The organism is Flavobacterium hiemivividum (assembly GCF_004349145.1).
GTDB classification, from domain to species: domain Bacteria; phylum Bacteroidota; class Bacteroidia; order Flavobacteriales; family Flavobacteriaceae; genus Flavobacterium; species Flavobacterium hiemivividum.
This window is the reverse complement of sequence record NZ_SMFO01000001.1, coordinates 741,910-761,050: the sequence shown is the minus strand read 5'-3', so window position 1 is coordinate 761,050 and position 19,141 is coordinate 741,910. Positions and strand designations below refer to the sequence as shown.

General features: G+C 34.9%; 17 protein-coding genes. 8 read left to right on the top strand and 9 right to left on the bottom strand.

The genetic code is table 11. The features are described 5' to 3' along the window. Nucleotides 1-33: 33 nt before the first annotated feature. Genes E0F98_RS03395 through E0F98_RS03385 form a run of 3 tightly spaced genes read right to left on the bottom strand, consistent with a single transcriptional unit; the run spans nt 34 to nt 4,326 of the window. Nucleotides 34-2,430: a M28 family peptidase gene (locus tag E0F98_RS03395; protein ID WP_165929271.1), complete on the bottom strand. Its 2,397-nt coding sequence runs from the start codon at nt 2,428-2,430 to the stop codon at nt 34-36. A gap of 22 nt (nt 2,431-2,452) precedes the next feature. Further along, nucleotides 2,453-2,800, bottom strand: a complete 348-nt coding sequence (locus E0F98_RS03390) for a hypothetical protein (protein WP_132109180.1) — start codon at nt 2,798-2,800, stop codon at nt 2,453-2,455. Beyond that, entirely contained in the window at nt 2,797-4,326 is a 1,530-nt protein-coding gene (locus E0F98_RS03385) for a carbon-nitrogen hydrolase family protein (RefSeq protein WP_132109179.1), read from the bottom strand. Before E0F98_RS03385 ends, E0F98_RS03390 begins: the two co-directional genes overlap by 4 nt. A gap of 215 nt (nt 4,327-4,541) precedes the next feature. On the opposite strand from E0F98_RS03385, the gene E0F98_RS03380 reads away from it, so the two are divergent. Then, nucleotides 4,542-4,874: a single-stranded DNA-binding protein gene (locus E0F98_RS03380; protein ID WP_132109178.1), complete on the top strand. Its 333-nt coding sequence runs from the start codon at nt 4,542-4,544 to the stop codon at nt 4,872-4,874. Between the two features lie 323 nt (nt 4,875-5,197). Here E0F98_RS03380 and E0F98_RS03375 read toward each other — a convergent pair whose 3' ends face one another. The 5 genes from E0F98_RS03375 to E0F98_RS03355 form a co-directional block, all read right to left on the bottom strand. Next, on the bottom strand, nt 5,198-5,704 hold the full coding sequence (locus tag E0F98_RS03375; RefSeq protein ID WP_132109177.1) for a ferritin: 507 nt from the start codon (nt 5,702-5,704) through the stop codon (nt 5,198-5,200). A 339-nt stretch (nt 5,705-6,043) separates the two neighbouring features. After that, nucleotides 6,044-7,360 (bottom strand): Fe-S cluster assembly protein SufD, encoded by a 1,317-nt coding sequence (sufD, locus tag E0F98_RS03370; RefSeq protein ID WP_132109176.1) that lies wholly within the window; start codon nt 7,358-7,360, stop codon nt 6,044-6,046. A gap of 72 nt (nt 7,361-7,432) precedes the next feature. Further along, nucleotides 7,433-8,185 carry a Fe-S cluster assembly ATPase SufC gene (gene sufC / locus E0F98_RS03365; protein WP_132109175.1) on the bottom strand — a complete coding sequence of 251 codons (753 nt, stop codon included), beginning with the start codon at nt 8,183-8,185 and terminating at the stop codon, nt 7,433-7,435. Nucleotides 8,186-8,218: 33 nt separating this feature from the next. Next, nucleotides 8,219-9,667: a Fe-S cluster assembly protein SufB gene (gene sufB, locus E0F98_RS03360; protein WP_132109174.1), complete on the bottom strand. Its 1,449-nt coding sequence runs from the start codon at nt 9,665-9,667 to the stop codon at nt 8,219-8,221. Between the two features lie 81 nt (nt 9,668-9,748). Next, a complete protein-coding gene (locus E0F98_RS03355; RefSeq protein ID WP_132109172.1) occupies nt 9,749-10,078 on the bottom strand; it encodes a HesB/IscA family protein in 330 nt (109 codons plus the stop codon). A gap of 252 nt (nt 10,079-10,330) precedes the next feature. Here E0F98_RS03355 and E0F98_RS03350 point away from each other — a divergent pair, with 252 nt between their 5' ends. The 7 genes from E0F98_RS03350 (at nt 10,331) to E0F98_RS03320 (ending at nt 17,874) form a co-directional block, all read left to right on the top strand. After that, nucleotides 10,331-11,191 (top strand): MBL fold metallo-hydrolase, encoded by an 861-nt coding sequence (locus tag E0F98_RS03350; protein WP_132109170.1) that lies wholly within the window; start codon nt 10,331-10,333, stop codon nt 11,189-11,191. Between the two features lie 74 nt (nt 11,192-11,265). Further along, complete coding sequence (locus E0F98_RS03345; RefSeq protein WP_132109168.1) at nt 11,266-12,891, top strand: S8 family peptidase; 1,626 nt, start codon at nt 11,266-11,268, stop codon at nt 12,889-12,891. A 60-nt stretch (nt 12,892-12,951) separates the two neighbouring features. After that, nucleotides 12,952-14,826, top strand: coding sequence for a M1 family metallopeptidase (locus E0F98_RS03340; protein WP_132109166.1), 1,875 nt, complete (start codon nt 12,952-12,954; stop codon nt 14,824-14,826). Nucleotides 14,827-15,223: 397 nt separating this feature from the next. After that, entirely contained in the window at nt 15,224-16,525 is a 1,302-nt protein-coding gene (locus E0F98_RS03335) for a hypothetical protein (RefSeq protein WP_132109164.1), read from the top strand. 17 nt (nt 16,526-16,542) lie between these two features. Beyond that, nucleotides 16,543-16,962, top strand: a complete 420-nt coding sequence (locus E0F98_RS03330) for a hypothetical protein (RefSeq protein ID WP_132109162.1) — start codon at nt 16,543-16,545, stop codon at nt 16,960-16,962. A 150-nt stretch (nt 16,963-17,112) separates the two neighbouring features. Further along, nucleotides 17,113-17,358 (top strand): hypothetical protein, encoded by a 246-nt coding sequence (locus tag E0F98_RS03325; RefSeq protein WP_132109160.1) that lies wholly within the window; start codon nt 17,113-17,115, stop codon nt 17,356-17,358. A 138-nt stretch (nt 17,359-17,496) separates the two neighbouring features. Next, nucleotides 17,497-17,874, top strand: coding sequence for a hypothetical protein (locus E0F98_RS03320; RefSeq protein WP_132109158.1), 378 nt, complete (start codon nt 17,497-17,499; stop codon nt 17,872-17,874). 199 nt (nt 17,875-18,073) lie between these two features. Here the strand turns inward: E0F98_RS03320 and E0F98_RS03315 are convergent, their stop codons facing one another. Next, a complete protein-coding gene (locus tag E0F98_RS03315) occupies nt 18,074-19,012 on the bottom strand; it encodes an L-threonine 3-dehydrogenase (protein ID WP_132109156.1) in 939 nt (312 codons plus the stop codon). Nucleotides 19,013-19,141 lie beyond the last annotated feature (129 nt).

The following is a 19,141-nucleotide window of genomic DNA, read 5'->3' as shown; positions in this document are numbered from 1 at the left end:
TCCAAAGATTTGATTCTACTAATCACAACACCATTATCTGATTGTTGTCGTATCAGTCACGATCCTTACACGTTCTTTTTTGAGAACTTTAGTAGTAGGAACTGTAACGGGCATTTTGCTTACTTGTGGCGCTAGTTTTATCGATTGTTTGAGCACAACCGCATCTGTCAATACAAAAGGAGTTGGCATCATCCAAGGCTCTCTTTTTACAATTGAAAATAGTGGATTGTGCAGTAAGTCAAAGGAACTTTCTAATAATTCCATATCAAAAACCGAGCTGATATTGAGATTAAATTCTATTTCTAAAGGCGCATTGTCTACTACGTAATAACTTAATAGTTTCTTCCCTTTTCGATTAAACGGCGTTCCTTTTTGATTGATATGAGTGGAGCCATTTGCTTTCAAAGAATAGAATTCCATTTTTTCATTGGCAAAAATATCATAACGATTTACCGCTCGGTTGGGCGATATTCGAATTTTTAAATAGCGTTTATTTCCAGCAACGCTGTCTTTTAAGAATACGACTGCGGGTTTTTGGAGTGCTTTTATTGGAGCTGGAGCAGCATAACTAAAACCAGAGTTGTATTTACTAAACAACGGACTTTGATTTAAAGCTGTCGCAGGCGTCGGGTTTTTAGCCAAATAGGTTTTGGTCCAAGAGTCAAGATTTACATCATAAGTCGCCCAGTTTGCCGTGTCAGTGTCTGCATCATAGATATACACTAAGCTGTTCGATTTTGCCTTTCCCGCTTCATAACTGGATTCGAAATGTGCTTTAGCAAAAAAAACCATAGAGAGCACTAGAAAAAGAAACGACCACCATCCTTTTTTGGAGAAATTCCCTAAAGTTGGCAGCAATAATCCAAAAGTTAGAACAGTAAGAATAGCACTTCCGAATAATACTTTTAAGCCTAGACCTATAGGGAACATTTGTATAAAGGGAACTAATAGCAATAAAGCAGGAATACTGAAAATGAGATTTATCGCATTATTAGACTTTTGAGTGACGACATAATATCCAAGTAAGAATAGTGCACAATAAACAGGAATAATCAAAAATCCGGCGCCTTTTAAGTAAAAAGCCAAAAGGCTATTTAGAACTAACCAAATAAATAATGGTGCTACAAAGTGATTTATAGTTGCTTTTTTGGACGAAAAAAACTGATAAAATAATAAAGTAATAGCCAATGCCAGTAATATAAAAGCGGCTATGTAAGCATGTCCATTATAGGTAAAGCCATTAAGTAAATCATTGTACTGCGGATAGAGTTTTAGTAATCCTTTCCAACCAAAAAAAGTAATAAGTCCGCTTAGAATCAATGAACCTAAAAAAGGTATAAATCCTCTGGCAATGCTTTGAATGGTCAATATTTTTTTAGCAATTCCGAGGAAAACTAATATTAAAAACAGAATAAATGCTACAATAACCATTGGTAAAATCCAACTAAAAGGATAGCTTACAAAAGTAAAAGGAATAGTGAAATAGACATAATCTTCTTCGGACACAGTGGTATTCAAATCAGCATTCGAAAAATAACTAAGCAAAGGCATTAAGTAAGTTCCTTGATGTGCTAATGTGTTTTTGTTTAAATGTTTGACGTCGTCCTGGGCAGTATGGTAATTATAATGGTCGTCTATAAAAGCGAAATTGTATCCTTGAATGTTCTTTTGTTCTCTAAAAACCGTTAGGTCAGTATCATTAGGCAGCATTTTATAGATACTGTACATTAATGAATTAGATACTGGAAAAGTCGCGTTTGCTGCGGCAAACTCTTTTACCAGACCAGCGTTTCCGCCATTTGTTTCCATCAGCATGTAACTAGGGCCGGAAGTACCACGAGCTTCAAAATTAAGAACGAGTCCCACTTCTTTTGCCCAATTATGTTGCGTTACAAAAAGTGCGGCTCCATTTAATCCTAATTCTTCTGAGTCCGAAAACAGAATGATAATGTCATTTTTATGTGTTTTCTTAGTGTGTAAAAAGGCGCGTAGACTTTCTAATATTGTTGCTACTCCAGAGCCAGCATCGCTTGCTCCCGGAGAGAAAGAATGTGGTGCACTGTCATAATGAGAAAGTAAAAGTAGTGCTTTCGGATTAGTAGAACTGCCTTCTATTCGAGCCAAAATATTTTTAGACTTTACCAGATTTCCCCATTCTGTCAAAGTATATCCTTTTTGGATAGTCGTTTTTAGGCCTAAATTTTGTAATTCTTTTTGCAGATAATTAGCAACTTGCGCATGATTTTGAGAACCAACATAGTGCGGTTGTTTCGAAATTGCTTTTACTTTTTCTAATGCTCTTGCAGTCGAAAATTCAGAAAGCGGAACAGCTTTGTTTGAAGTCCACTGTGGCATCATCGTAAAGAAAAGTAGTGCAAGAATGCCTAAAATAAAAATAACGGCAAAAAGAGAGGAGAGGCTTTTTTTCATAATCTGGAAGTTGGGGCAGGCGTTAAATGTCTTTTTTGACTAACATATAAAAATCATTATCTAATAACATATAGCCTTGATCATAGAGGAAATAGTAGGTGTTTCCAGTTTTTGTATTCAAGATGTTAGTGAAAAATTCAAAATCAAAACCTTTGCTAAGCAGTTTTGCTCGCGTTGTTTTAGATTTACCTTCGGTATTTAGACCAGAAAGAATGCGATAATTTTTGCGCAACTTGTTGTTGATGTTGCGCATATAATTATTACTGTCTTTGTTAATCTTGTTATTATAGGCATTGCGGCAACCATCGCTGCAGAACTTTTTGTCCTCTCGGCCTATAATCTTCTCGCTACATTCTAAACAGATTTTCATGATTTTAATTTTTTCAAACTATATAAATCGTGTCTTCTGTCTTTCATGGTATTTACGCTTCCGTGTTCGTGCAGCTCTTTCAATAAATTAATATCTACATCTACAATTAAAGTCATCTCAGTATTAGGAGTTGCTTCGGCTTTAATTCCGTTACTTGGAAATGCAAAATCCGAAGGCGTATAAACAGCCGCTTGTGCATATTGAATATCCATATTATTTACTTTTGGTAAATTTCCCACACATCCTGCAATTGCAACATAGCATTCGTTTTCAATTGCTCTAGCTTGCGCACAATGCTTGACACGAGTATAGCCGTTTTGAGTGTCTGTTAGGAAAGGAACGAATAAAATGTTCATGCCTTGGTCTGCCATTAGACGGGAAAGTTCTGGGAACTCTACATCATAACAAATCATAATTCCTATTTTTCCGCAATCAGTATCGAATGTTTGAATGGTGTCACCGCCCGTAATTCCCCAATGGAAAACTTCGTTTGGTGTAATATGAATTTTGCGGTACATTTCATTTGTACCGTCCCGTTTGCAAAGAAAACCTACGTTATACACGTGTTCATTTTCGATAAAAGGCATGCTTCCTGTGATGATATTGATGTTGTACGAAATAGCAAATTCCTGAAACTTTAATTTTACAGCTTCGGTATGTTTTGCTAATTCTCGAATCGCTTCTGCTTCTGACAAATGATTGAAATCAGCCATTAATGGCGCTGTGAAAAACTCTGGAAATAAAGCAAAATCACTTCCGTAGCCAGAAACGGTATCAATAAAAAATTCTGCTTGGTCAAAAAGGGATTCTAAATCAGATAGGGAACGCATTTGCCATTGGATTAATCCAAGTCTGACAATGCTTTTTGTAGTGTTTATTAATTTTGGGCTGTCATCATAGTATATATTGTTCCATTCTAATAAAACAGCATATTCTAAAGATTCCGTATCTCCTTCTAGATAATTTTTAATTACACGAAGTTCATGGAAGTCATTACTTAATTGAAATGACAAAACAGGATCGTAGATTTCTTTTTTCTTTACTTTTTCAATGTAAACTTTAGGAGTTATCTCATCTTTAAATTTTCCGTAGTTTGGGATTCTTCCCGCAAAAATGATGGACTTCAAGTTCAATTGCTCACATAATTCTTTTCTAACGTCATATAAACGACGACCTAGGCGAAGTCCACGGTATTGCGGATTGATAAAAACATCAATTCCATATAATACTTCTCCTTCAGGATTGTGAGTAGAAAACGTAAAGTTTCCAGTTATCGCTTTGTAAGATCTTGTTTTAAACGCGAAGTCTTCTGTAACTAAAAGTGATAGTGCTGAACCAACTACAATTCCATCTACTACGATTACTAATTGTCCTTCGGGAAATTTTTGTAATAAAAGTTCGATTTGATTTTCTTTCCAAAATGATTCTGCCATCTCAGGATAAGATTGAATCATCGATTTTTTTAATTCTTTATAATCTTCAATTTGTAAGTTGCGTAACTCAATAGATTTAATAGTCGCTGGCATAAATAAGTTTTAATTTTCGCTAAGATAGGGAAAATAATATCCGTTTACAAACGGTTACAAATATTTACAACCGAAAGTAATTGAACGTTAACCGAATAAATTTCAGTAAGCGTCTAATCTTTGCAATGTCGGAATCAAACAACAAGCATTTCGATTCTATAAACCACGAAAAATCTGAAACGAGTTCAGATAAAAACTTTTAAATTTTACACGCCATGAATGCATTAAGAAATAAAGTACAGTTGATTGGACATTTAGGAAATGATCCAGAAATCAAAAACTTCGATGGAGGGAAAAAATTAGCCAACTTTACATTAGCTACAAATGAGAGTTACAAAAATGAAAAAGGAGAAAAAGTAGAGGAAACCCAATGGCACCGATTAATTGCCTGGGGGAAAACTGCCGAAATCATTGAGAAATTTGTTGCTAAAGGTAAAGAAATCGCAATTGAGGGAAAGTTAACACATAGAAGCTATGATGATAAAAACGGCGAGAAACGCTATGTTACTGAAGTGGTCGTATCAGAAGTACTCTTGCTAGGAAAGTAGGCTAATATGGCTTAAAAAGAAGTCCCGGTGCATCGTTATTTAAAACGTGTTGACCGGGACTTTTATTTTTATGGAGATTTCACTATTTGTAGTCATCGTTACTCCTTAGGCAAATCAAATCTAGGGCATCGTTTGCATCTTTTGTCTTCATTTTTCAGATATTTTTCACAACATTCAGACTTAAGACCTTTTGCAAATTCGCCATTTTTAAGGAGCTTATTTTTATCCTTTTTGGATTCTTTATTTTTTTTCTTTTTACTCAATTTGTAAAAAATTAAAACTTGAATATAGCGCTCCTATTTTTCGAATTTTCTAAAAGGTAATTACTTTTTAGTTCCATTTATATTTGGTTGTTGAATATCCCTGTCGAATAAGTACAAACCACCTTTGTCATCGCCTATCAAGTTGATTTTATCTAGTATTGTTTTAGCTACGGCTTCTTCTTCGATTTGTTCTGCTACGTACCATTGTAAAAAGTTATGGGAAGCATAATCTTTTTCGGTAAGGGAAATATGAACTAATTCGTTAATTGAATTGGAAACGAATACCTCATGTTTGTATAGCTCTTCAAACATCTCTTGAAATGTTTCGTAATTTGTTTTTGGAGATGTAAGTTCCGTAACTTGAGCGTGACCTCCACGTTCATTTATAAATTTCATTAGCTTAAGCATGTGTACGCGTTCTTCATCAGACTGCGCATACATGAATTTTGAAATTCCTTCTAAACCATTAGTCTCAGACCAAGAAGCCATTGAAAGATAGATTTGGGAAGACTCTGCTTCAATGCGAACCTGCTTATTCAAAGCTGTTTCAATTTTTTTCGATAACATAATAAAGTGTTTCTTGTAAAGTTACAAAAAAGCAATTAGTATTGGCTCATGATTGTTTGAAAAAACCCTAGTAATGGCATCAAATTAACACTTTTTATTGGGCCGTGATGGGATGAGTGTAGAAATGGAGATCGCGCTTTTGTTGTTTTCAATAAGCATTCATTTGCTGAAAGAAAGGTAAAAGTTGGATTCTATAAGTAAACGAATTGTAAAATGTAAAAGTGTATTAATTCTAAAGTAAAAAAGAACCTTAAAAAGAAATGAGCCCGATACAATATCGAGCTCATGATTCTAAAAGAAATTAAAATTAGCTAGTATAGACTTTGATTCGAAGTCTGGCTACAAATCAAATCCAATTTTTACGCCTAATTTGTCGGCTATAATTTTGGTAATTCTTTGTTTTAATTCAGGTATTTTGATGCTTTCGATAACAGCATTCGAGAACGCATACATCAATAAAGCCTTAGCTTCTTTTTCTGGAATTCCACGTTGACGCATGTAGAACATAGCCGTTTCATCTAATTGTCCGATGGTACAACCGTGTGAACATTTTACATCATCTGCAAAAATTTCTAGTTGAGGTTTAGCGTTGATAGTCGCTTTATCACTCAATAAGATGTTGTTGTTTTTTTGAAATGCGTTTGTTTTCTGCGCCTCTTTTTCTACGAAAATTTTCCCGTTGAAAACACCGATTGAACGGTCAGAGAAAATTCCTTTGTAGTCTTGGTGGCTTTCACAATTTGGAGTCGAATGTTGCACTAATGTATAATGGTCAACATGTTGTTTTTCGCCAATAATAGTGATTCCGTTTAAGTAACTTACTATTCTTTCTCCAAAGTGGTAAAAATTCAAGTTGTTTCTTGTTAGGTTTCCACCAAAAGAAAAAGTGTTTACTGCAACGCTACTTTCTTGTTTTTGCGACACAAAAGTATTGTCAATTAAGTTAGCAGTTAGCTTGTCATTTTGAATTTTATAGTAATCTACAATGGCACGTTTTTGAGCAAAAATTTCAGTCACTGAATTGGTCAATACTGGATTTTCATTCAAACTTTGGTGGCGTTCCATAATTTGCACATGTGAATTTTCACCCACAATCACTAAGTTTCTCGGTTGTACCATCAAAGCAGATTCATTTCCTGTTGAGAAATACATGATCTCAATAGGTTTATCAGCTACCTTACTTTTCGGAATGTTGATGTAAGCTCCTTCACTAGCAAAAGCTGTGTTCAATGAAGTTAAACTATCCTCTTTGTTAGCAATTTGATTATAGTAATTGTCAATAATCATTTTGTATTTTGGTTTATTCAATGCCGATGACATTAAACAAACATCGATTCCTTCGTGTGTCGTTGATGATAAATGCGAACTGAAAACACCGTCAATAAACACTACTTTATATGTGTCTATTTCATGTAAAAAGTATTTTTTTACGTCGTTAAATTCAACTGAGGTTTCCTGCTTTGGAAAAACAGTAAAGTCATTTTTCAAGAGCGCATTTAGCGAAGTATATTTCCAGGCTTCCTCTTTTTTTGTTGGAAATCCTTTATCTTCAAAGTTTTTCATGGCTGCCGCACGCACATCATAAAGTTCTGTGTGAACATCGATGCGCTCTTCAAAAGCCATAAAAGACGAAATTAATTTTTCTTTCAAATCCATTTTATTTAGTTATGAGTTGTGAGTTATGAGTTATAAGTTTTGAAAACCGCTAACTGAAAACTGTTAACTAATTTATGCTTCTTGTTCTTGTTTGATCCAGTCGTAACCTTTTTCTTCTAGTTCATGCGCTAATTCTTTTCCACCAGATTTTACGATTTTTCCATTGTATAAAACGTGTACAAAATCAGGAACGATATAGTCTAATAATCTTTGGTAATGTGTAATAACAAGGATGGCGTTTTTGTCACTTTTCAACTTATTAACTCCATTAGCAACAATTCGAAGTGCATCGATATCTAAACCAGAATCTGTTTCGTCAAGAATTGCCAATTTTGGCTCTAGCATGGCCATTTGGAAAATTTCATTACGTTTTTTCTCTCCGCCAGAAAATCCTTCATTAAGAGAACGAGATAAAAATTTTCTATCAATTTCTAATAATTCTGATTTTTCACGAATCACTTTTAGCATTTCGTTTGCTGGCATTTCCTCTTGACCGTTTGCTTTTCGCGATTCGTTAATCGCTGTCCTAATGAAATTAGTAACTGATACTCCAGGAATTTCAACAGGATATTGAAACGAAAGGAAAACGCCTTTGTGTGCTCTTTCTTCAGGAGCTAATTCTGCTAAGTCTTCTCCTTCAAGGCTTACAGATCCTTCAGTCACCTCATAAGTTTCGTTTCCAGCAATTACTGCCGAAAGCGTACTTTTTCCAGATCCATTTGGGCCCATTATAGCATGAACTTCACCTGCTTTAATTTCTAGATTGATTCCTTTTAATATTTCTTTATCCCCAATTGAGGCGTGTAAATTTTTAATTGATAACATAAACGTTTTGTTTTATATAAAGTCTTAAAAAGATTATCCTACAGATCCTTCTAATGATATTTCTAATAATTTTTGTGCTTCAACAGCAAATTCCATTGGTAACTTATTCAATACATCTTTACTGAAACCATTAACGATTAAAGCAATTGCTTTCTCAGTAGGGATTCCACGTTGGTTGCAATAGAACACTTGATCTTCACCAATTTTAGATGTAGTTGCTTCGTGCTCAATTTTTGCAGACGGATTTTTACTTTCGATATAAGGGAAAGTATGTGCGCCACAGCTGTTACCCATTAATAAAGAGTCACATTGAGAAAAGTTTCTTGCGTTATCAGCATTTGGCGAAATACGAACTAACCCACGGTAGCTATTTTGTGATTTACCCGCGGAAATTCCTTTAGAAATAATAGTAGATGAGGTATTTTTTCCTAAATGGATCATTTTAGTCCCTGTATCAGCCTGTTGGAAATTATTGGTAACGGCAATCGAGTAAAACTCCCCAATTGAATTGTCACCTTTTAATATTACAGATGGATATTTCCAAGTTACGGCAGAACCAGTTTCTACTTGTGTCCAAGAGATTTTTGCGTTTTTCTCACAAATTCCTCTTTTAGTCACAAAGTTGAAAACTCCACCTTTACCTTCTTTATTTCCAGGATACCAGTTTTGAACAGTAGAATATTTAATTTCGGCATCGTCTAGTGCAATTAATTCTACTACTGCAGCATGTAATTGATTTTCGTCACGACTTGGTGCGGTACAACCTTCAAGGTAACTTACATAGCTGCCTTCATCTGCAATTAGTAATGTTCTTTCAAATTGACCTGTTCCGGCTTGATTTATTCTAAAGTAAGTCGAAAGTTCCATTGGACAACGAACTCCTTTTGGAATATAACAGAAAGAACCGTCAGAGAAAACAGCTGAATTCAATGCGGCATAAAAATTATCTTTTTGAGGGACAACAGTTCCTAAATGTTTACGAACTAATTCTGGATGCTCTTTAATAGCTTCAGAAATACTCATAAAAATAATTCCTTTTTCTCCTAATGTTTTCTTGAATGTAGTAGCTACTGAAACGGAATCGACAACGATGTCCATCGCCACATTATTCATCATCTTTTGTTCATCAATCGAGATGCCTAACTTTTTATACATTTCTAAAAGTTCAGGATCTACATCGTCTAATGTCTTATTAGGATCTACCGCTTTTGGCGCAGAATAATAAGAAATAGCCTGAAAATCTGGTTTTGTATAATGTACGTTAGCCCATTCTGGCTCGGTCATTTCCTGCCAAGCACGAAAAGCCTCAAGGCGCCAGTCGGTCATCCATTGTGGCTCTTCCTTTCTAAGGGAAATGGCGCGAACAATATCTTCGTTTAAGCCAATAGGGAATGTATCCGATTCTAATTCGGTATAAAACCCGTACTTGTATTCTTTAGTTTCGAGTTCGATTTTTAAATCGTCTTCTGTGTATTTTGACATATTTTTTTTGTCTTAAAGTTTTAAAGTCTAAAGCTATAAAGTCATGATGAGTCTTTCGACTTTCTGACTTTCAACATTTGACTAAAGAGAGAAACTCTCTCCGCATCCACACGTTCTATTTGCATTAGGATTGTTAAAAACAAATCCTTTTCCGTTTATTCCGCCTGAGAATTCTAAAATTGTCCCAGCTAAGTAAAGGAAAGATTTTTTTTCCACTGCAATTGTTATTTCGTTGTCAATGAATATTTTATCGTCTTCACTTTTAGCTTTGTCAAATTTTAGATCATAAGACAAACCGGAGCATCCGCCACTTTTCACGCCTACTCTTACATAGTCTGTAGCAGCATCAAAACCGTCCTCTTTCATCAAATCGATGATTTTCTTTTTGGCAGTATCTGAAACCTTTATCATTGTTATATTGATTTTGTCTAAATTAAGCACAAAGATACTATATAAAAACGTTTTTCCATAATGGAGAACATTTTTATAATATATGACAAAATAGAAAAAGACTATAGAATTTGAATTAAAGCAGATCAATTTTCATAAATTGCAGGCTCTTTATGATAAATGTAAATATTCAGCTAGAAAGTTGTTATTTGTTAAAATGTAAGGCATTGTAAATAGAATCGTAGAATTCTTTAATCTTTTTAACTCAAAAAAATGAAATTATATCCTATAGAAACCGGCAATTTTAAATTAGATGGTGGTGCGATGTTTGGCGTGGTGCCAAAAACCATTTGGAATCGTACCAATCCAGCTGATGAAAATAACTTAATTGACATTGCCGCAAGATGCTTGCTTATCGAGGATGGCAACAAGTTGATATTGATTGATACCGGAATGGGGAACAAGCAATCAGAGAAGTTTTTTGGATACTATTCACTTTGGGGTACACATTCCATGGATCAATCTCTAGCTAAATATGGTTTTCATCGTGATGACGTTACTGATGTTTTTATGACGCATTTGCATTTTGACCATTGTGGCGGAAGTGTAGAATGGAACAAGGACAAAACGGGCTTCGAACCAGCTTTCAAAAACGCCAAATTCTGGAGCAATGAAAATCATTGGGAATGGGCAACAAAACCCAATCCTAGGGAAAAGGCTTCTTTCCTGACTGAAAATATTTTGCCAATGCAAGAAAGTGGACAGCTGAATTTTATCAAAAGAAGTGAGGGTGATTTCCTAGAGCAATCAGAGCTAGGTTTTGGCATATTCTTTGCTGATGGACATACCGAAAAACAAATGATTCCACACATTCGATACAAAGATAAAACAATCGTTTTTTGTGCTGATTTATTGGCGACAGCCGGGCACATCCCGGTTCCCTATGTGATGGGTTATGATACGAGGCCATTATTGACAATGCCTGAGAAAACAAAATTTCTCCATGCCGCAGCCGATAACGATTACTATCTGTTTTTAGAACACGATGCGCACAATGAGATTATTACTGTGCAACATACTGAAAAAGGAGTGCGATTGAAGGAAGTTTTTAAAGCGGACGATATCTTAACTTAGTGTTAAACCAACGTTTTTTTGTAACAAAATCATATATTTTAGTCTAATATTTCAAACATAAATAAATTAATAGAATGAATAGTATTAAACCCATTTGTCTTTCTGCTTTTGCAGTATTGGTTCTAGCTGGATGTGGAGCTCAAAAACAAGTTTCAAGTTTTAGTTCTTTAACAGCAATTTCGGCTCCTTTAAATGTTAAAAAAACGGCCACTTTAAAAGAAAATGAATTAAAACGTTGGAGTCATTTAGACATCATAAACGATACAATTCCAGGAATGAGTGTTGATAGAGCTTATGCAGAACTTCTGAAAGATAAAAAGGGAGTTAAAGTAATTGTTGGTATTGTAGATTCAGGAGTTGATATCGAGCATGAAGACTTGAAATCGGTTGTTTGGACTAACTCAAAAGAGATTGCGAGCAACGGTGTTGATGATGATAATAACGGTTACATTGATGATATTCATGGTTGGAACTTTCTAGGAGATATCACCAAAGAAAATTTAGAATACGAAAGAATCATTAAAGATAAAAGCTTAGTAAATGATGTAATTTATAAAGAAGCGAAGAAAATTAATGATGAAAAAATAGCTAAGGCAGAAGCAGGAAAAGCACGTTTAGAAGGGCTTTTAACAGCTACAGCAACTGCAGATAAAGTGATAGCAAAGCATTTAGGAAAGGCTGTCTACACTATTGACGAAGTAAATGCAATTGAATCTAAAGATACTTCAATCTTAGAAAGTAAAGTGACAATGCAAAGAATGCTTTCTTTTGGTATGAGCATTGTAGATTTAGAAAAAGCGATTCAAAAAGATCTTGAAGAAATTATTGCTACTGTAAATGGTGATAATCTAAAACAAGATTATAGAAAAGTAGTAGGAGATAATCCAAATGATATTACCGACACAAAATACGGTAACAATAACGTTATTGGTCCAGATAAAGACGAAGCGCTTCATGGAACTCACGTTGCAGGTATTGTAGCCCAAAGCAGAAATAATTCTATGGGTGGTGACGGAGTTGCTAATAATGTAGAAATTTTAACGGTTCGTGCTGTGCCAGACGGAGATGAATATGATAAAGATATCGCTCTTGGGATTCGTTATGCTGTAGATAATGGTGCAAAAGTGATCAACGGTAGTTTTGGAAAAAGTTTCTCTCCGCATAAGCAATGGGTTTATGATGCGATAAAATATGCTGAAAAGAAAGACGTGCTAATTGTTCATGCTGCAGGAAATGACGCAAAAGACATTGATTTCAGCGATAATTTTCCAACTGATTCTGATGATAAAATAAAAGAGTTTGCTGATAATATGATTACTATTGGCGCTTTGAATTTTGAATACGGTGATAAAGTAGTTGCTAACTTTTCAAACATTGGAAAAGTGAATGTAGATGTTTTTGCTCCAGGAGTAAAAATTTATGCTACAACACCAAATGATACTTATAGATATTTACAAGGAACTTCTATGGCTGCGCCAAATGTTGCTGGAGTTGCAGCCTTGATTCGCTCTTATTATCCAAATTTAACTGCCTCACAAGTGAAACATATTTTGATGGATTCTGGTGTAGCGATTACTGATCTTGTTGTTGTAGGAGGAAATCCAAAAGACAGCCGTTCATTCACAACCTTATCTAAATCAGGAAAAATAGTTAACGCATACAATGCTATATTGATGGCAGAAAAAATGTCTAAAAAATAATTTTAATAATTCTAATTTAATGGAAGGGCATTTGCTCTTCCATTTTTTATTTGTAAAATGATGAGAAAATTACTTTTACTTTCAATTGTCACTCTAAATTTGGGTTCAATTTATGCCCAAAGTTCCAGCTACTGGCAGCAGCACGCCGATTATAAAATGGATGTTGTCATGGATGCAAAAAATTACCAATACACTGGAAAACAGGAATTGGTTTACACCAATAATTCACCTGATACTCTTAGAAAAGTGTACTATCATTTGTTCAATAACGCCTTCCAGCCGGGAAGCGAAATGGATGCTAGATTACACAGTATAAAAGATCCTGACGCAAGAATGGTCAACAAAGTCAAAGTGGATGGAAAAGAGCTGAAAGTAAGCCGTATTGAAACTCTAAAGCCAGATGAAATTGGTTATTTGCGAATTTCAAACTTTAAGCAAGATGGTGTCGCTGCAACAACTAAAGAAGTGGGAACTATTTTAGAAGTTACTTTGGCTAAGCCAATATTACCAAATTCGAAAACAACATTTACACTTGATTTTGACGGACAATCTCCAGTTCAAATTCGCCGTTCTGGAAGAAATAATTCTGAAGGAGTTGAATTTTCTATGTCGCAATGGTACCCAAAATTAGCCGAATTTGATTTCGAAGGTTGGCATGCTGATCCTTATATCGCTAGAGAATTTCATGGTGTTTGGGGGAATTTTGATGTAAATATCACAATTGATAAAGAATACACTATTGGAGGAACAGGTTATTTACAAAATCAAAACGAAATAGGTCATGGATACGAAGACGCTGGAGTAAAGGTGACTTATCCAAAGAGAACTAAAACCTTGACTTGGCATTTTGTCGCGCCAATGGTTCATGATTTTACATGGGCTGCCGATAAAAATTATACTCATGATGTTGTAAAAGGAGCTAACGATGTTGATTTACATTTCTTATACAAAAACAATCCAAAAACAGCTGAAAACTGGAAGAAATTGCAGCCGCTAATGGTTAATATGCTAGATTTTTTAAATAAAAATATTGGAGAATATCCATACAAGCAATATTCATTTATTCAAGGTGGAGATGGCGGAATGGAGTATGCTATGTGTACTTTGATGTTAGGAAACGGAACCCTTGCTGGGATTTACGGGACGGCAACACATGAGTTAGCGCATGCTTGGTTCCAACATGTTTTAGCGACTAACGAATCAAAGCATCCATGGATGGACGAAGGTTTTACGACTTATGTTCAAGATTGGGCTGAGAATGAATTGTCAGGTAAGAAAGTGGAGAATCCGTTTAAAGGGAATTACAATGCGTATTACAAATTGATAGAATCAGGAAAAGAGCAAGCGCAAAGTACGCATGGAGATCGTTATGATGAAAACAGACCGTATAGCGTTTCTTCTTATGTAAAAGGGAGTATATTTTTATCCCAATTAAATTACGTGATTGGAAAGGATAAATTAGCAGAAACGATAAAGAGATATTATCACGACTTTAAGTTCAAACATCCTACACCTAACGATATCAAGAGAACTGCTGAACGTGTTTCTGGAGCTAACTTAGATTGGTATTTGATGGATTGGACTCAAACCACAAATACTATTGACTATGGTATTAAAACGGTAGCTGATAATAGTGACAAAACTACAATTAGTTTAGAAAGAATTGGAAGAATGCCAATGCCTATTGACTTATTAGTTGAATATACTGATGGAACAATGGAGAGTTTCTATATTCCTTTGCGTCTAATGCATTTTGAAAAAGAAAACCCAAATCCATCCGTAAAAAGAACAGTTTTGAATGACTGGACATGGGCAGCATCTACCTATGATTTTACAATTGGGAAAGGGAAAAGCACAATCAAGAAAATCACTATTGATCCAAGCGGATTAATGGCTGATGTGAAACAAGAGAATAATATTTATGAAGTGAAATAACAACTCACTTCGTTTTAAAACCAAAAAAAGTCTAGTTTTTTAAGCTAGACTTTTTTTGTATTTACTTTTTTGGATTATTTCAAATGCTCCAACATATCCGTTGTCATAGATTCCAAATCAAATTTGTGATTCCAATTCCAGTCTTTTCGTGCAAAATCATCATCAATACTTGCAGGCCAGCTGTCAGCAATTTTTGACGGAAGTCAAGTTTTTCATCAATAATAGTTGTAATCTTCATGTATAAATCAAGAAAAAATATCGTTAGAAACACTTATAAAGAATATTTTTCTTACATTAGCAAAAGCTATACAAATAAAATAGCTTTATTTTAACCAGATAATTATGATAAAAAATATACTGATCCCCCCCCCATTACTTAGGAATTTTCCTGGTTCTTTTGTTTTGTTCTTGCTCTAATGAAGATATTGAAACCAAAGCTGCAACCTCGGTTGTAAATCAACAAAATGAAGTGGATTCTGCTAAAATGTGGTTTGAAGATAATCCTTTAAAAAACAATTTTAGTCTTTTGGAATTTGCTGATAAAATTGATTGGGAAAAAGCACAATCGCTAAATAGCGGAAATGAGATAGCAGTTGAAGTCCCAATAATTTTAAAACAGCATATTTTTTTAACTGCGGATAATTCGACGATCTCAGTCAATAGATTGCTGTTTATTAAAACCGCTAAAAATGAGTTTACTCCCTATATTATTAATATTTCGTCCTCCAAAAAGGATTTTGATTTGATAAAAGAGATAGCCAAAATAAATTACTTTAGCATTCCGAATGATTTCACAGGGAAGGTGTTGATTATTAATAATGGCAATAAAAGTGTAAATCTCAATGTACTAGTTGATGGCAAAGAAGCAGTTCAAAAACCAAACATAACCAACAAAGAGGCCTCCGTAACTTGCTATGAGGTTGTTGAGCTTTTTGATACCGGTCCTCCAAGACGTACCGGAATTATTTTTTGTCTTCCTGACGGCGGCTCTGATACCACAACTATTCCTTATTATGGTGGTGGATCTCATGGCACAGGTACAAATGCTACGGCATCAGATCCTTGCACAACTGCTAAAGCAGCCACATCCATTTCTCAGGATAGTAACTATTTATCCGCTAAAGCCAGCATTATTACAGCAAGTGCTGATGGTCTGGAACACAGCATTACCCTAGGAAAAGATGCAGATGGAAAAATAACCCAAGCGCCGATGAATAATGGTACTTCACAATATTTGGTAGCAACAAATACTAGCTGGACGGGGGCGTTTGCTGCCCTACACAACCATCCAAACAACACCCCACTATCCGCGGGAGATATATATGCCAGTGTAAAATTGAATGTAAAAAGCAGTAATTTTACAACAACCTTTGTTTTAACAGATGGAGAGGTTTACGGAATAGTGGTTACCGACTTCGCAGCGGCTCAAGCTTTTGTTGCGGCTTATCCCGCTGACCAATTACCCGGTTATAGTCCTGAATTTCCTGATTTTATATATAACCAATTACAAGATCTTGTAACTCCAATGGGGTCTAGTATCGATGGAAAGACAGAGGCAATTGCTTTTGTTTTGGATAAATATAATGCAGGGATAACTTTACTCAAGCGAGACAGTGATGGAGAATTTAAACCCATCAAACCCCAAGAAACCACGCATCCTGATGGGTCTAAAACATATACTTCAACACCTTGTAATTAACACTAAAAACAAAAAACATGAAAAACATACTCAAAATTTTTGTAACGATCTTTATTATAATGAACTATAGCTGTAAAGCACAACAAATGGTACAAATGCCTAACGATGCTCATAAATTAAAAATAAACGAAAAACACTTCATTAATAAACCTTTGAAAAATTTATTAAAAGAAATAAAACCCGAGATAAAAACCGCATGGGGTAATAATGAAGAAGGTCATCAATTTTTTTCCTTTAGGTTTATAGATTCTGAGGAATTTAAAAGCGGAAGGGCGATAGGGAAAAATCACTTAGGACTATACGTATATGTCAAAGAACCTGTAGATTGGAAGTTCGAAAAAAGGCCCAAAGGCAAAGAATTGATGTGGACAAAAGAGGATGTGGAGAAATATGGTAATCTTATTGTAATACGCATCAAGGTAATTGGCAAAGATTAAAGGAGTGAAAATTGTGAAAAACCTGCTCCCCAAAGTGTTCCTAAATAACACGATTGCTGCGCAATCCCGAAAGCTTTTGGAAATGATGAAAATCATTTTTTTGATGTTAGTGTCGCCATCCAAATAGACTCAAATCAATTACTTAATATTATGGGATATTCTAACAATGCCCCTAATACATACGATTTGAACACATATAATTGTACGGATTTTGCTATAGTAATAGGAAATTTGGCAGGATTGAATTTGTCGGACTCTTATGGGTCTTGGCCAGGAGGCGGAGGGAGTAACCCTGGTCAATTAGGACAAAATATTAGAACGATGTCTTTACCTACTAATGCTAGGAGACAAACCACTGGAGCGAATTCAGCAAGTAATACGGGAACCTGTAATTGAATCAATATGGAATTGAGCATAATGAGAATTTGATACAGCCACAAATGAAGATATGCGAATTAAATATGACAAATAAAAAACCTACTATTAATTTTAACCGTAATTTTAGCTTTGTGTATAGGCTACTATTTATATTATTTGCAAAGTGATAAAAAGTTATTAAAAGATTTTGCATATGAAGTCGTAGATGATTCTGTTAAATTAGAAGATGTTGTTGAAAAATATGTGAAATATACAGCGGAAGGGAAAAAAATGTCTCAGTTTGTGTTAAATTCCATAAAAGATGAGTATAAAAAAACCCCGGGGCAGATAGTTGTATATACCCCCGAAGAAGGAAATAAAAAAGGGACGAAATTTAAAATGGATCTTAAAGAAAAAGAGAAATTATATTATATAAAGTTCAATAAAAATTTGATATTACCGTTTTTTGTAGATAATGACTCCAAAATTGTTGTTTTACTTTATATTACGAAAGGAGACGGAGGAACCTTATCAAATGCAAGATCTGACGAATGAACAAATTAATTCCCAGTCTCCGGTGTTCTCCGTTAATGCTGTGCGAATTTATCTTATTTCGCACCCGCAAACAAAGATATGATTTATAGACGTTTGAGTACTATTTGAAAACTTCGTGAAACCGGGGATTAAAATTGCTTTCAAACCAAAAAAAGTCTAGTTTTTTAAGCTAGACTTTTTTTGTATTTACTTTTTTGGATTATTTCAAATGCTCCAGCATATCCGTTGTCATAGATTCCAAGTCATATTTATGACTCCAATTCCAATCTTTTCTGGCCTCGGTGTCATCAATACTTGCAGGCCAACTGTCAGCAATTTTCTGGCGGAAGTCTGGCTCGTAAGTAATCGTAAATTCAGGAATGTGTTTCTTGATCTCTGCAGCGATTTCTGTTGGCGTGAAACTCATTGCGGCAAGATTGTACGAAGAACGAATTTTGATTTCTTCCACTGGCGCTTGCATAATTTGGATTGTTGCCGCAATAGCATCATCCATATACATCATCGGCATTTTTGTTTCTGAAGACAAGAAACACTCATACGTTTTATCAGAAAGTGCTTTGTGGAAAATATCCACCGCATAATCTGTAGTTCCACCACCCGGAGGCGAAGAGTAACTAATTAGTCCAGGATAACGGATGCTTCTTACATCCACACCAAAGATATTGTGGTAGTATTCACACCATCTTTCACCCGCTTGCTTACTAATTCCGTAAACCGTTGATGGCTCCATGATAGTGTATTGAGGCGTATTTTCTTTTGGAGTTGTTGGTCCAAAAACGGCAATACTGGATGGCCAGAATATTTTTTTGATTTTTCCAGCTTTCGCCAAATTCAAAACATGAAACAAAGAATTCATATTTAAATCCCAAGCAAAAGCGGGGTTTTTTTCAGCTGTTGCTGATAGTAACGCTGCCATCAAATAAACTTCATCAATTTCATGAAGTTCCACAAGATGCTCAATCTGATTGAAGTCTAATGCGTTTACTACTTCAAAAGGACCTGAATTTACAACGTCGTTATTTAATTTTCTAATATCCGAAGCGATGACATTATCAGTTCCGTATATTTTTCTTAATGAATGGGTTAACTCGGTCCCTATTTGGCCACAAGCGCCTATAATTAATATTTTCGTGCTCATTATTGATTGTTTTTGAAGCACAAAGATAACTATTTTACAAATGCATTCGCAGTGTCCCTACTGGATTGTAAATCCAATATAAAAACGCCAGTAATAGTAATTTTCTATTCGGGATTTTGGCAATTTTTA

Coding starts and splice junctions, on each gene's coding strand:
- E0F98_RS03325 (WP_132109160.1), top strand. CDS start 17,113: ATGGGATATTCTAACAATGCCCCTAATACATACGATTTGAACACATAT.
- E0F98_RS03345 (WP_132109168.1), top strand. CDS start 11,266: ATGAATAGTATTAAACCCATTTGTCTTTCTGCTTTTGCAGTATTGGTT.
- E0F98_RS03380 (WP_132109178.1), top strand. CDS start 4,542: ATGAATGCATTAAGAAATAAAGTACAGTTGATTGGACATTTAGGAAAT.
- E0F98_RS03355 (WP_132109172.1), bottom strand. CDS start 10,078: ATGATAAAGGTTTCAGATACTGCCAAAAAGAAAATCATCGATTTGATG.
- sufC (WP_132109175.1), bottom strand. CDS start 8,185: ATGTTATCAATTAAAAATTTACACGCCTCAATTGGGGATAAAGAAATA.
- E0F98_RS03315 (WP_132109156.1), bottom strand. CDS start 19,012: ATGAGCACGAAAATATTAATTATAGGCGCTTGTGGCCAAATAGGGACC.
- E0F98_RS03395 (WP_165929271.1), bottom strand. CDS start 2,430: ATGAAAAAAAGCCTCTCCTCTCTTTTTGCCGTTATTTTTATTTTAGGC.
- E0F98_RS03330 (WP_132109162.1), top strand. CDS start 16,543: ATGAAAAACATACTCAAAATTTTTGTAACGATCTTTATTATAATGAAC.
- E0F98_RS03350 (WP_132109170.1), top strand. CDS start 10,331: ATGAAATTATATCCTATAGAAACCGGCAATTTTAAATTAGATGGTGGT.
- sufD (WP_132109176.1), bottom strand. CDS start 7,360: ATGGATTTGAAAGAAAAATTAATTTCGTCTTTTATGGCTTTTGAAGAG.
- E0F98_RS03385 (WP_132109179.1), bottom strand. CDS start 4,326: ATGCCAGCGACTATTAAATCTATTGAGTTACGCAACTTACAAATTGAA.
- E0F98_RS03375 (WP_132109177.1), bottom strand. CDS start 5,704: ATGTTATCGAAAAAAATTGAAACAGCTTTGAATAAGCAGGTTCGCATT.
- sufB (WP_132109174.1), bottom strand. CDS start 9,667: ATGTCAAAATACACAGAAGACGATTTAAAAATCGAACTCGAAACTAAA.
- E0F98_RS03340 (WP_132109166.1), top strand. CDS start 12,952: ATGAGAAAATTACTTTTACTTTCAATTGTCACTCTAAATTTGGGTTCA.
- E0F98_RS03390 (WP_132109180.1), bottom strand. CDS start 2,800: ATGAAAATCTGTTTAGAATGTAGCGAGAAGATTATAGGCCGAGAGGAC.